Genomic DNA, 13618 nt, shown 5'->3' with positions numbered 1-13618 from the left:
GTTTTTCCTTATGAAGGTTGTTATTCGCTTTTGCGCCATTCGCCGTTGACCAGCCCATCCAGCGTATAGCCGCCCATGGCATAGCGAATCAGGCGCAGCGTCGGATAGCCGACATGCGCGGTCATACGCCTTACCTGGCGGTTGCGCCCTTCGTAAAGGGTGATTTTCAGCCAACGGGTAGGAATGGATTTTCGCTCGCGGATCGGCGGGTTACGCGGCCACAGCCATGCAGGTTCCTCCACCCGTTCAACGCCTGCCGGCAGGGTCGGGCCATCATTCAACGTGACGCCGTCCCGTAGTGCAGCCAGCGCCTCAGGTGTGGGTTCTCCCTCAACCTGAACGTAATAAATTTTACCCGTACGTTTACCTGGCTGGGTGAGCGCCGCCTGCAGCGCGCCATCGTTGGTCAGCACCAGCAAACCTTCGCTGTCGCGATCAAGGCGGCCTGCGGCATAGACTCCGCTGACGGGAATAAAATCTTTTAGCGTTCGGCGTCCGGATGCATCGGTAAATTGCGGCAACACATCATATGGTTTATTGAACAAGATCACGGTTTTTACTTGGCGTTCTCTATTTTGTCTGGTGACTTGTCGGCGGCTGAATCGCTCAACGCGATGTTTTCTAAATGAAGTTTTTTGCATGGTATTTTCAGACTCTGTCAATTGCCGCATTATAGCCTAATTACGAATGCCTTTCATGGACGCAAACATTCAGGTAGTATCGACATGCCCATTACAAATTATTAACAAAAGTTGCTCACACCGATTCGCATCGCAGGAAGGCGACAAGGACGCGACATCTTCGGTTAGCGGAACATTCCGATAGCGGGAGGGGCGGATAAAGCCAACGCCCGGCTGGCGTGAAGAGGGAAGAGCAGAACCAGAAGCGCTCGAAGGAGAGGTTAATGGAAAGCAAAGTAGTAGTTCCGGCGGAAGGTCAAAAAATCACCCTACAAAATGGCAAGCTGAACGTTCCTGACAATCCGATTATCCCGTTCATTGAAGGCGACGGAATCGGTGTTGACGTCACGCCGGCAATGCTGAAAGTGGTTGATGCTGCCGTTGCGAAAGCCTATAAAGGCGAGCGTAAAATTTCCTGGATGGAAGTTTACACCGGCGAAAAATCGACCCAGATTTATGGCCAGGACGTCTGGCTGCCCGCCGAAACGCTTGATCTGATTCGTGAATATCGTGTTGCTATTAAAGGCCCTCTGACGACGCCGGTCGGCGGCGGCATTCGTTCCCTGAACGTTGCCCTGCGTCAGGAGCTGGATCTCTACGTTTGTCTGCGTCCGGTACGCTACTATCAGGGAACGCCGAGCCCGGTTAAACACCCCGAACTGACCGATATGGTTATCTTCCGCGAAAACTCGGAAGACATCTATGCCGGTATTGAGTGGAAAGCGGATTCTGCTGAAGCCGATAAAGTGATTAAATTCCTGCGTGATGAAATGGGCGTGAAGAAAATTCGCTTCCCGGAACATTGCGGTATCGGTATCAAGCCATGCTCTGAAGAAGGTACCAAACGTCTGGTTCGCGCCGCTATCGAATACGCGATCACCAACGATCGCGATTCGCTGACGCTGGTGCACAAAGGCAACATCATGAAGTTTACCGAAGGTGCGTTCAAAGACTGGGGCTACCAGCTGGCACGCGAAGAGTTCGGGGGTGAACCGATCGACGGCGGCCCGTGGCTGAAGATTAAAAACCCGAACACCGGGAAAGAGATTGTGGTGAAAGATGTTATCGCCGATGCCTTCCTGCAGCAAATCCTGCTGCGCCCGGCTGAGTATGATGTTATCGCCTGTATGAACCTTAACGGTGACTACATCTCTGATGCCCTGGCGGCACAGGTCGGCGGTATTGGTATCGCCCCGGGCGCGAATATCGGCGACGAGTGCGCACTGTTCGAAGCAACCCACGGTACGGCACCGAAATATGCCGGTCAGGATAAAGTGAACCCAGGCTCTATCATCCTGTCCGCTGAAATGATGCTGCGCCACCTGCAGTGGTTCGAAGCCGCAGACTTAATCGTTAAAGGCACCGAAGGCGCGATTGCCGCCAAGACCGTGACCTATGACTTTGAACGTCTGATGGAAGGCGCTAAACTGCTGAAATGTAGCGAGTTTGGCGACGCGATTATCGCAAACATGTAATCCACTATTTGGGTTAAATAAGAACGGGAGCCAACGGGTTCCCGTTCTTTATTGGCGTCACTATTTCTTCGGCTTCGTTAAATAAATAGATTTTATGCCGTGAGCTCAGGCAATTTTCAGCCCATTGAGATTAATGTCATAAATCTCAATGCGTCAGGCGGAACAAATAATAACAGTGTCACATATTTATTATTTCTGATTATTTTATACTTCGCTTATGAACTGTTATTCAGACCCTACGGTGGGCTATGTGAAAACACCTTCAATGAGTGCATGTGTTCATTTTTAAAATTACGTCTCAACGAATTTTATTTTTTTTAGGATTAATCCTGGTGCCTTCTCGTGACAGGTACTGTCGTCATTTTACGAGAAAATAAATTTTTCCCTTCGCTTTCGATAGTCTGACGGTAATATTATCACTTTTTTATTTTGTTATTTGTAGCGAACACAGTAAGTTACCGTTTATACCACGGAAATATATTTTTGTAACGTAGCGGTAATGTTTAAGAATAATCGACGATACCACACCGGTGGTTTACAAAACAAATTTGACTCACGCAGGATAGCTACTAAATTTAAACATCGAACGACGAGAGATATGGACTTTATTCATATCTTACTGACATAACCGATATGTAAGAGGTGATATATGGCAGAACATCGTGGCGGTTCCGGAAATTTTGCAGAAGATCGTGAAAAAGCGTCTGAAGCGGGTCGTAAAGGGGGACGGCACAGCGGAGGGAATTTTAAAAATGATCCCGAGCGTGCAGCTGAAGCGGGTAAAAAAGGTGGACAAAACAGCCACGGCGGTGGTAGGTCCGATAATTCCTGATTAACCGCTTAATTTCCTCTTTTAATAAAAAAGTGTCCTGCGGGTCTTTTACCGGACTCGCAGTTATTTTCTTGCCCTGAAGGTATGTCTATGAAGATGAAAAGCATAGAAGATGTATTTATTTACTCTCGGATATCGATTTGGCCGTAAATACGATTAACTCATACGCTCAGCAAGAATAAAACCATGACTCGAGGACATAACGATGAATCACGTAGAACATTATCATGACTGGCTACGAGATGCGCATGCGATGGAGAAGCAGGCTGAGTCTATGCTGGCGTCGATGGCACGCCGCATCGATAACTATCCGGATTTACGTGCCAGAATTGAGCAGCATATCGACGAGACTAAACGGCAAATTACCTTACTGGAAGCCATATTAGATCGTAATGGTATTTCACGGTCGGTAATTAAAGATTCGATGAGTAAGATGACTACTTTTGGTCAGTCCGTTGGTGGAATGCTTCCCGCTGATGAAATCGTCAAAGGTTCGATAAGCGGTTATGTTTTCGAGCAATTTGAAATTGCCTGTTACACCGCCTTATTGGCGGCGGCTAAACATGCGGGCGATAGTGCCTCAGTTGCAGATATCGAAACGATTCTGGCCGAGGAACAGCAAATGGCCGACTGGCTGATCCGGCATATTCCCCAGACCACTGAACAATTTCTTTTGCGGTCAGACGCTGACGGCATTGAAGCAAAAAAATAACCCATGAGGAGTGCCTATGTTTAGACATGTGAAGCAATTGCAATATACCGTACGCGTCTCGGAACCTAACCCTGGGCTCGCGAATTTACTGCTGGAGCAATTTGGCGGCCCACAGGGTGAACTGGCTGCTGCTTGCCGCTATTTTACTCAGGGATTGAGTGATGACGATCCTGGGCGTAAAGATATGCTGATGGATATCGCAACCGAAGAACTGAGTCATCTTGAAATTATCGGAACCTTGGTCGGTATGCTTAACAAAGGCGCCAAAGGCGCGCTGGCGGAAGGAACCGAGAACGAGGCGGAGCTGTACCGGTCGCTCACAGCCAACGGTAACGACAGTCATATCACTTCTCTGCTTTATGGTGGCGGGCCGCCTCTGACCAATTCCGCGGGTGTTCCCTGGACGGTGGCCTATATTGATACAATAGGCGAGCCCACAGCCGATCTGCGTTCTAATGTGGCGGCGGAGGCGAGGGCGAAGATTATCTATGAACGCCTTATCAATGTCACCGACGATCCTGGGGTAAAAGATGCCCTGGCTTTCTTGATGACCCGTGAAGTGGCGCATCAGTTGTCGTTTGAGAAGGCGCTGCAGTCGATCAAAAATAACTATCCGCCCGGAAAATTGCCGCCGATTAGCGAATACGCGAACACCTACTATGATATGTCGAAAGGGGGAGAGGCTCGCGGAAGCTGGAACAGCGACACGCATTTCGACTATGTAAAAGATCCGCAGCCTGCCGTGGATGGCGGTGACGGAAGCGCTTCTGTCAATCTGACTTCTGAGCAGGAGGCGTTATGCAAAGCAATGTTGAAGCGAACGAAGTCCGATCCGAAAGCCGATCCTCTGACAGGGGCTGAACTGGGCGCGGGTAAGAAAAACACGTAATCATTTGCAGCGGTGTCCTGATACCGTTCACTCAGGCGGATCATCGGCGGTGTCTGCGGTTTTATATGCCAGCGGCAAGCGCATTATCGGTAGGTGAAGCGAACATGGCGCATTTTTTGTTTCCTCCCGTTTGATTCAGCAGCCTGCTCCGTTCTCGGTGGGTATGAGAATACCGTTTATCTTCATTTTCATGGCACACGAAAGGCAGGGGACGTTTTGCCGTCCCTTTGCCTCCGGTCTGCACGATCTTCAGCATTCGGCGGTGTAGGCTCGCGCAAGCGAAGCCGGGCAATGTGAAAAGAGCGCACTATATCCGCTATCTGAGCTAAAGCTGTGACTCTCCGGACTTTGTCGGAGCATTGCTGCAGAAGATGTTTACCCGTAACACGTTACACCCCTCTGATTTTATCCCACCTTTTGTCTTATCTATCGGGGTTTTGATAGCCAGTAGCGGTCGCGCCGTCGCGCGTTTTTTTGATTTTTACGCTGTATTTTTTTGTCAGCCGCCGGAGACGACAGCAACATAATCCTGCCAGTGCACAAACATGGTCAGCCCATTTTTATGCCTCATATGACACCATCAGGTCTCTTTTAACGATCGGCGTTTACCCACCGACGCTCAGTATTAAGGGATAAGGTAGTCGAGAGATGGCGAACTATTTTTTTTCTATTCCGAAAGTCTATTTTGGCGAAGATGCTATTAAGGCATTACGTCAGTTAGATCATAAACGGGTTGGGATTGTCACTGACAGCTTTATGGCGACTTCGGGTAAAACCCGCTATCTGATTAATGAGATGCCGCAGGCTTCCGTGTCTATTTTCAGCGACGTGAAACCCGATCCCAGCGTTGAAATCCTGCAAGCGGGGGCCGCCCAATTTAAAACATTTAAGCCGGATGTCATTATTGCGCTGGGCGGCGGTTCTTCACTTGATGCCGCAAAAGGGATTAAAGCCACGCTGGAAGAGTATTTCCCGGACCATGCGATTGCGCTTATTGCTATTCCCACCACCAGCGGTTCCGGTTCGGAAGTCACCTCCTACGCAATTATTTCCGATCCACAAAATGGGCGAAAATATCCGCTGATTGCCGACGAACTGGTGCCCGATTATGCCATCCTTGACCCGCATCTGGTGCTGTCTGTTCCCCGGCAAGTGGCGGTCGATACGGGCATGGATGTGCTGACGCATGCCATTGAAGCGTTGGTCTCCTCTGGCGCAAATGACTTCAGCGACGCGCTGGCGGAAAAAGCGATTGCCCTGACATGGCAATACCTTCCCGTGGTTTTCCGCAATGAACAAGATATTCAGGCACGCACCCATATGCACAACGCGTCCTGCATGGCCGGCATGGCGTTTAATTCCGCAGGCCTGGGGCTGGTGCACGGCATGGCGCATGCCATTGGCGGCATGCTGCATATACCGCATGGCAAGATCAACGCCATGTTGCTGCCTGTCGTTATTGCCTGGAACGCCAGTCATGCCGAACAAGCGATTCCGCGTTATTTAAAATGCGCCAGCATCATGGGTATTCAGGCTGCCACGGCGGAACAAACCCTCCGGGCACTGATCAACAGCATTCACGAGATTAATCGCTATTTCGGGATTCCTGCCACATTGCGGGAGCTGGGTAAAGATCTGACGGATTTCGAATCTTTACGTCAGCCGCTGATTAATGCGGCGTTAGCCGATGGATGTACCGCGTCAAATCCCTGCCAGCCAGGGGCCGCAGATGTGGACCAGCTACTGACGCAAATTGTCGGGTAAATCTGGATAAGTTTGTCCTGTGAATACCGGACAGTCAAAAAAGTCCTGCGTGACAGCAAAAAGCACAATTCAGGACTGAATATTCTGAAGATCGTTTTATTCCTCTTTTTCAGGTCGTTGACATGATGAATGATAACCAGCTGCAAGCCGAATTGATTACCCAGCAGATCCTTCGGGAACTGGCGGCCCGCGGCGCGATAGCAAGCAATGAAACAGGTACGCCGCGGACGCTGGAAATCCCGGTCGGCATTTCCAATCGCCATGTGCATTTGAGCCGGGAAGACATGGACGCGCTGTTTGGCTACGGCTCAACGCTCACCCGCATGAAAGCGGTAAAACAGCCCGGACAATACGCCGCCGAAGAGACGGTCACGCTGCGCGGCCCGAAAGGCGAATTAAGCAAGGTACGCGTACTTGGCCCACTGCGCAGCGCCACCCAGATTGAAATCTCCGTATCCGATAGCTTTGCCCTCGGCGTGAAAGCCCCCGTCAGGATGTCAGGTGATTTGCAGGACTCTCCGGGCATTGAAATCATCGGCCCGCGGGGATGCGTGAGCAAACCGAGCGGGGCGATTGTTGCCTGGCGGCATATTCATATTTCGCCAGCCGAGGCGGAGCAGTATGGGCTGCGCGACGGTATGGAAATCGATGTCCACATTGAAGGTCACCGGGGCGGCATTCTCAGCCATGTGGTGGTGCGTGTAAGCGCCGATGCCGTGCTGGAAATGCATATCGACGTGGAAGAAGCCAATGGCTTCGGCTTACGTAACGGCGACTGCGTAAAACGTGTACTGACGGAATGCCGTTATGGCTAAGAACCCCGAAACCCGGCGCTTACACGAACTGGCGGAATTGGTCAGCCGTGGCGAATGTCGTCGCGGTGAGGGAGGACTGAAAGTGGGTGTCGATCCCGGTACGGCCAATATCGCGATAATCGTTGTGGATGAAAACGATCGTCCAGTTGCTGGCATCAGTCATCCCTCGCGGGCGATCAAAGATGGTGTGGTGGTGGATTTTCTGACCGCCAGTCGGGTGGTTAGCGGGCTGAAAGCGACGCTGGAGGAACGGCTCGGCAGGCCGCTAACCCATGCGGCAACCGCAATCCCGCCGGGCATCATTCCCGGCAATACCAAAGTGATCGTCAATATGGTGGAAGCGGCCGGTTTCGAGGTGACGGACGTGGTGGATGAACCGGTTGCGGCGGCGCGGGCGCTTAACATCCGCGACGGCGCGGTTGTCGATGTCGGTGGCGGCACCACCGGGATCAGTATTCTGCGCAATGGCGAAGTTATCTTTAGCGCCGACGAGCCTACCGGCGGTAATCATATGACGCTGGTACTTTCCGGCGCGCTGGGCATCACTTTCGCTGAAGCGGAAGAGATGAAGAAATCACCTGAAAATGAAGAGCAGGTCTTCGCGCTGGTGCGTCCCGTAGCGGAAAAAATGGCCCATCTGGTGGCGACCTGGCTGGTGGAATATCCGGTTGAAACGCTCTATCTGGTCGGGGGCGCAAGCAGTTTTCCGCAGTTTGCCGATGTTTTTCGCAAATCTACCGGCAAACGGGTTGTTCAGGCCACGCAGCCGCTTTTGGTCACCCCGCTTGGCATTGCGATGCTGAGTCGCTGAGAAGGAAAACTATGGACTCGCAACGACTCTCTCGCCTGCTGGATACCATTATTGATGACATCCTGATGCAGCGGAAACAACGCCTGCAATCGCGAAACCGAGTGATGCGCGTGGTGATCAGCGGGGAAGATCTCACCACACTGCCCACGACGCTGGCGTGCCTCGCGGCGCTGGATCGTAGCGGTTATTTACTGGTTATGACATTCTCCTGGAGCGCCAGACACTCGTCGTTGCAATCCTCCTGCCTGGACGCGCTGGCCCGGCGCGGTATTGATGTCGTGTGCGATAACCGGGACCCGCAACCAGCAGAGCCCCCCGCCACCGGCGTCTATTTTCCGGCCCTCTCCAGTAATAGTTTAAGCAAAATCGCCCTCGGTATTCGGGATAACCTGGTCTGTCGCTGGGCCTGGCATGCGCTCAGCGTGAATCAATCCGTCATCGTAACGCTTAATGGCGAATGCCGCGATGAGACGCTGCCGCAAGCGTTCCGCGCGCGTCTGGCGAACTATGCCAGCACGCTGGTGGAATATGGTTTCACCGTCATGGGCCATCAACACACCCACGGGAAACACAGGTCACCTACGCGTCATCACCCGCGGCTGGTAACCCTTAGCGATGTGCGTCAGTACCCAAAGGGCCAGACGCTGTATATCGGTAACCATACGCTAATCACTCCCGCTGCCCGCGATGAAATCCGGGATCGCGGTCTCGTCGTTGTTCAGAACCACCAGGAGGATACATGTATCTGGCAAAGGTAACCGGCGCGTTAGTTTCAACCACCAAACACGCTTCGCTCAATGGCGCGAAATTGCTGATTGTCGCCCGTCTGGATGAGCACTATCAGCCCACGGGCACGGCACAGGTGGCCGTGGATTTTGTCGGCGCAGGGAATGGGGAAACGGTGATTGTGACCACGGGCAGTTCTGCCCGCATGAGTACCAGCAAAGAGCACTCCGTTATTGATGCCGCGGTCGTCGGTATCGTCGATTCGCTCGACCTGAATGGTCAGTGAGAGTCCTGAGAGGAAAAGCCATGCGCATTGAGCAAAACCGCGACCTGGAACAGCGCATTAATGAGGCGATTTCACGTCAATTGCCGGTTCGGCGCATGTCGCTGAGCCTCGCTGACGCCAGGCGACTGGCGCAATATGCCAGCGATGCCGCCGACGCCGCCGATGTTCCCATTGTTTTCAGTCTGGTGGATGCCTGCGGTCAGCAACGCTACTTCTTTAGCATGGACAACGCGCTGCTTGTCAGCCACCGGCTGGCCGGGCAAAAGGCCTGGACAGCAGTGGCGCTAAAAATACCGACGCATCAGCTTGCGGGCGAAGTACAACCCGGTGCCAGCCTGTATGGTTTGCAAAATGAACCCGGCATCTGCTGTTTTGGCGGCGGATTGCCCTGCTGGTCAGACGGTGTGCTGCTTGGGGCGATCGGCATCAGCGGCGGCAGCGTTGAGGAAGATATTGCGATTGCCAGCGAGACGCTCGCGCGTTTCAGCCGTGAACGGTTTCCACTCACGCCTTTCAATAGATAGTTTTTGAAAAGACAAATACGGACAGAGGTTATCATGTCGCTAGCATCATTGGTTCTGGTTATTAACTGTGGATCATCGTCACTAAAATTTTCGCTTATCCCACTGGATGAGGAGACGCCATTACTCTCTGGTCTGGCTGAAAAGCTTGGACTGACAGACGCCTGCATCACATTCAAAGATGCGGCAGGGGGGAAAACCACGGCGCGACTTGCTGAATCCACCCATAACAGTGCGTTAAAAACGCTTTTCTCCCGTCTCGATAATATGGGGATGCTTGAACGCGTATGCGCCATCGGTCATCGCGTGGCGCATGGCGGCAGAGATTTCAAACAATCTGTTCTGCTTACACCGTCGGTGATTGCGCGGATTCGTGAGCTTTCGGCTCTGGCGCCGTTGCATAACCCGGCTAATCTGATTGGCATTGAGGCAACCCTGTCGTTGTTACCGCAGTTGCCCCAGGTGGCCGTCTTTGACACGGCATTCCACCAGACCCTGCCGCCAGAAGCCTATACCTACGCCATTCCGCTTGAGTATCAACAGCAACATCAGGTCCGACGATATGGTTTTCATGGTACATCGCATCGCTTTATCGCGGCGGAAGCCGTGGCGCGATTAAATCTTGATCCCGACGATCATGGCATTCTTATCGCGCATCTTGGCAACGGTTCGTCGGTATGCGCGGTGAAAAACGGGAAAAGCGTGGATACCTCAATGGGAATGACGCCCCTTGAAGGTCTGGTGATGGGAACGCGCTGCGGCGACCTGGATTTGGGCGCGGCAGCCTATATCGCCCGTTGTACAGGGCAGACCATCGAATCACTGTACAAAATGGCGAATAACGACTCAGGTTTATTGGGGTTGTCCGGTCTCTCCAGCGATTGCCGTACGTTGCAGGACGCACGCAGCAAAGGCGATCCCCGCGCAACGCTGGCTATTGATGTCATGGTTCACCGTCTTGCCCGCCATCTTGGCGCGCACCTCGCCTCGTTGCACCGCTTTGATGCGCTTATTTTTACCGGCGGTATTGGCGAGAACTCTGCGCTGGTGCGTGAACTGACGGCCCGGCGGCTGGCTATCTTTGGTATACGCCTGGATACGGCGAAAAATGCGCAGATTGTTGCTGGCCGTGAGGGCGTTATTTCACTCCCAGGTTCTCCCGTTGTGGCAGTGATCCCCACCAATGAAGAAAAAATGATCGCGCAGGATGCCGCCGGGCTTTCAGCTTCATTTGAGGGCGCGGCCTGAGTCGCCATTATTGCGGATGGGGAGGATTTTATTGTCCAGTGGAATAGTGAATAGCAAGAAAGTCTATCTGGCGAACAAAACATTTTGTCTTTAGTGCAATAACATCATAGTGCATGAATTTATTAGGTATATGAATTTCCCTTCAGCGTTAATTCATTACTGACTTTACACTTACCTGGAAATATTGAGGTCGTTATGCAACAAGAAGCATTAGGTATGGTTGAAACAAAAGGTCTGGTATCGGCAATTGAAGCCGCAGATACCATGGTTAAATCTGCTAACGTAACGCTGGTTGGTTACGAAAAAATCGGTTCCGGGTTAGTTACTGTTATGGTCCGCGGCGACGTCGGGGCAGTAAAAGCGGCGACTGATGCGGGTTCCGCGGCGGCAGGGAAAGTGGGTGAACTGGTATCCGTACATGTTATTCCGCGCCCGCATATTGAAGTGGAAAAAATCCTGCCGAAAGCTGTCAGTTAATAAAGCCAGAGGATACTGACTATGAGAGATAATCTTGTTGAACAGATTATATCTGAAGTAATGAATAAGCAGACTGACGCCCAGACAAATAACAAAACAGCAGCCAGCTTTACCGGTTGTAGTTTAACGGAATTTGTCGGTACAGCGTTAGGGCATACCATCGGGCTGGTTATTGCTAATGTTGATCATCAACTACATGAAGCCATGAATATCGACAAGAAATATCGCTCAATTGGTATTCTTGGCGCACGCACTGGTGCCGGTCCGCATATTTTTGCTGCGGATGAGGCAATTAAAGCCACCAACAGCGAAATTCTTTCTATTGAGCTGGCGCGTGATACAGAAGGCGGCGGCGGTCATGGTTGCTTAATTATCTTCGGTGCATCTGATGTGTCCGATGTTCGTCGAGCGGTTGAAGTCGCTCTGGCGGAAATTGAACGCACAATGGGTGATGTCTATGGTACGCCGGCTGGCCACCTTGAGTTCCAGTATACCGCTCGCGCCAGCTATGCCCTTAACAAGGCTTTCGGCGCGCCGATCGGTAAATCCTTTGGCATGACCTGCGCTTCCCCTGCGGCGATTGGTGTGGTGGTTGCCGATGCGGCGGCGAAAGCCGCGGTGATTGAACCTGTGGGTTATGCGAGCCCGGCGAAAGGCACCAGCTTTAGTAATGAAGTGATTTTCACTTTTGCCGGTGACTCGGGTGCCGTTCGTCAGGCGGTTATTGCAGCAAGAGATGTTGGAATGCAACTGCTGTCCACCCTGGATCCGGCGCCAATCAAATCGACAACAACACCGTACATTTGATGGCGGGCGGCAACGTGTGTGAAGTGAAGTAAGGAAAGTAGAGCATGAACGATCTTGAAATTACTCAGGCCGTTTCCCGCGTACTGAGTAAGTACACAAAAACAACGCCGGAAACTCAGGCCTCCGGCACGCCTGCTACAGCGCCCGTCGCCGATAGCGCCAGTATTGAAGCGATTGTCGCCAGCGTACTGGCGAACCGTTTGGCAACGGCGCCTGCTGCGGAGAATACCTCTGGCGACGGCGCTTTCGCGACAATGGATGAGGCGATTAGCGCCGCGCAGCACGCACAGATCCAATATCGTCACTGCTCCATGCAGGATCGTGCCAGTTTTGTTGATGGAATTCGCACGCTTTTTCTGCAGGATGATGTGTTGCAGGCGATTTCCAGAATGGCGGTAGAAGAAACCGGAATGGGCAATTATGCTGACAAACTGGTGAAAAACCGCGTTGCCGCGCAAAAAACCCCTGGCATTGAAGATCTGTCAACCGGTGCGCTCAGTGGTGACGGCGGTCTGACGCTGACCGAACACTCAGCCTACGGTGTTATTGGTTCCATTACGCCGACTACCAACCCGACGGAGACCATTATTAATAACGCCATCGGCATGCTGGCGGCGGGTAATACGGTGGTCTTTAGTCCTCATCCGCGTTCACGTAACGTTTCACTGCATTGCGTCGCCCTGATCAACCAGCAGCTGGCACGGCTTGGCGCGCCCGCCAATCTGGTTGTGACGGTAACGCAGCCCTCGATTGATAACACTAACGCCTTAATCAACGATCCCCGGGTCAATATGCTGGTGGCAACCGGTGGTCCGGGCATTGTCAAAACGGTTATGTCGTCAGGTAAAAAGGCGATTGGCGCTGGCGCTGGCAACCCACCTGCGGTGGTGGATGAAACCGCCAATATCGAGAAGGCCGCCCGGGATATCATCAATGGCTGCAGTTTTGATAATAACCTGCCTTGCGTGGCTGAAAAGGAGGTCATCGTTGTCAACGAGGTGGCGGATTATCTTATCCATTGCATGAAGAAAAGCGGGGCCTGGCTGCTGTGCGATAAGCAGCTTATTCAGCAGCTGCAGTCGCGGGTGTTGAATGAAAAAGGCACCGGGCCGAATACGGCGTTCGTGGGTAAAGATGCCCGCTATATTCTGCAGCAGATAGGTATTAGCGTACCGGAAGAGATCAAAGTGATTCTGATCGAAACCGAGCGTGATCATCCTTTCGTCGTACATGAACTGATGATGCCGATTCTGCCGGTCGTGCGGGTCGAAAATGTCGATGAAGCGATCGATCTGGCGGTGAAAGTGGAACACGGTAACCGCCATACGGCCATGATGCACTCCACCAATGTGGAGAAGCTCACCAAAATGGCGCGTCTGATCCAGACCACTATTTTCGTGAAAAACGGCCCGTCATACGCAGGTATTGGTGTGGGCGGCGAAGGTCATGCCACATTTACCATCGCCGGGCCGACCGGGGAAGGGCTGACCTCTGCGCGCACCTTCAGCAGAAACCGCCGGTGTGTGATGGTCGAAGCGCTGAATATTCGCTGATATAAGCAGGACGGGTAACGCT

Annotated in this window: 15 protein-coding genes; 14 read left to right on the top strand and 1 reads right to left on the bottom strand. The window is 52.5% G+C overall.

Going from position 1 to position 13618, the window contains the following annotated elements; translation table 11 throughout:
• Window positions 1-20: 20 nt before the first annotated feature.
• Window positions 21-671 carry a 23S rRNA pseudouridine(2457) synthase RluE gene (gene rluE / locus FN037_RS09725; protein WP_142502111.1) on the bottom strand — a complete coding sequence of 217 codons (651 nt, stop codon included), beginning with the start codon at window positions 669-671 and terminating at the stop codon, window positions 21-23.
• 233 nt (window positions 672-904) lie between these two features.
• Between rluE and icd the strand changes: the two genes are divergently transcribed.
• The 14 genes from icd (at window position 905) to FN037_RS09655 (ending at window position 13596) form a co-directional block, all read left to right on the top strand.
• Window positions 905-2155 carry an NADP-dependent isocitrate dehydrogenase gene (gene icd / locus FN037_RS09720; RefSeq protein ID WP_142502110.1) on the top strand — a complete coding sequence of 417 codons (1251 nt, stop codon included), beginning with the start codon at window positions 905-907 and terminating at the stop codon, window positions 2153-2155.
• Between the two features lie 649 nt (window positions 2156-2804).
• Entirely contained in the window at window positions 2805-2987 is a 183-nt protein-coding gene (locus FN037_RS09715) for a general stress protein (protein WP_142502109.1), read from the top strand.
• Between the two features lie 205 nt (window positions 2988-3192).
• Window positions 3193-3699 (top strand): ferritin-like domain-containing protein, encoded by a 507-nt coding sequence (locus FN037_RS09710; RefSeq protein WP_142502108.1) that lies wholly within the window; start codon window positions 3193-3195, stop codon window positions 3697-3699.
• A 16-nt stretch (window positions 3700-3715) separates the two neighbouring features.
• Window positions 3716-4588: a manganese catalase family protein gene (locus FN037_RS09705; RefSeq protein WP_142502107.1), complete on the top strand. Its 873-nt coding sequence runs from the start codon at window positions 3716-3718 to the stop codon at window positions 4586-4588.
• A 648-nt stretch (window positions 4589-5236) separates the two neighbouring features.
• Entirely contained in the window at window positions 5237-6352 is a 1116-nt protein-coding gene (locus tag FN037_RS09700) for a 1-propanol dehydrogenase PduQ (protein WP_142502106.1), read from the top strand.
• Window positions 6353-6477: 125 nt separating this feature from the next.
• Complete coding sequence (pduL, locus tag FN037_RS09695) at window positions 6478-7167, top strand: phosphate propanoyltransferase (RefSeq protein WP_142502424.1); 690 nt, start codon at window positions 6478-6480, stop codon at window positions 7165-7167.
• A complete protein-coding gene (gene eutJ / locus FN037_RS09690) occupies window positions 7160-7978 on the top strand; it encodes an ethanolamine utilization protein EutJ (RefSeq protein WP_138361221.1) in 819 nt (272 codons plus the stop codon). The genes pduL and eutJ overlap by 8 nt, the downstream gene beginning before the upstream one ends.
• Window positions 7979-7989: 11 nt before the next feature.
• On the top strand, window positions 7990-8736 hold the full coding sequence (locus FN037_RS09685; RefSeq protein ID WP_142502105.1) for a hypothetical protein: 747 nt from the start codon (window positions 7990-7992) through the stop codon (window positions 8734-8736).
• On the top strand, window positions 8718-8990 hold the full coding sequence (locus FN037_RS09680) for a EutN/CcmL family microcompartment protein (RefSeq protein ID WP_142502104.1): 273 nt from the start codon (window positions 8718-8720) through the stop codon (window positions 8988-8990). The genes FN037_RS09685 and FN037_RS09680 overlap by 19 nt, the downstream gene beginning before the upstream one ends.
• 20 nt (window positions 8991-9010) lie before the next feature.
• Complete coding sequence (locus FN037_RS09675) at window positions 9011-9514, top strand: heme-binding protein (RefSeq protein WP_138361224.1); 504 nt, start codon at window positions 9011-9013, stop codon at window positions 9512-9514.
• A gap of 33 nt (window positions 9515-9547) precedes the next feature.
• Window positions 9548-10759, top strand: a complete 1212-nt coding sequence (gene tdcD, locus FN037_RS09670) for a propionate kinase (protein ID WP_138361225.1) — start codon at window positions 9548-9550, stop codon at window positions 10757-10759.
• Window positions 10760-10954: 195 nt separating this feature from the next.
• Entirely contained in the window at window positions 10955-11236 is a 282-nt protein-coding gene (grpH, locus tag FN037_RS09665) for a propanediol utilization system shell hexameric protein GrpH (protein ID WP_004863596.1), read from the top strand.
• A gap of 21 nt (window positions 11237-11257) precedes the next feature.
• Window positions 11258-12043 (top strand): propanediol utilization microcompartment protein PduB, encoded by a 786-nt coding sequence (pduB, locus tag FN037_RS09660; RefSeq protein ID WP_138361226.1) that lies wholly within the window; start codon window positions 11258-11260, stop codon window positions 12041-12043.
• 44 nt (window positions 12044-12087) lie between these two features.
• Window positions 12088-13596: an aldehyde dehydrogenase family protein gene (locus FN037_RS09655; RefSeq protein WP_142502103.1), complete on the top strand. Its 1509-nt coding sequence runs from the start codon at window positions 12088-12090 to the stop codon at window positions 13594-13596.
• The last annotated feature ends 22 nt before the right edge of the window (window positions 13597-13618 follow it).

Origin of the sequence: Klebsiella sp. 2680, from assembly GCF_900198535.1 — a bacterium.
Lineage (GTDB): Bacteria > Pseudomonadota > Gammaproteobacteria > Enterobacterales > Enterobacteriaceae > Klebsiella > Klebsiella indica.
The sequence above is the reverse complement of the archived record's forward strand: the minus strand, read 5'-3'. Positions and strand labels throughout refer to the sequence as shown.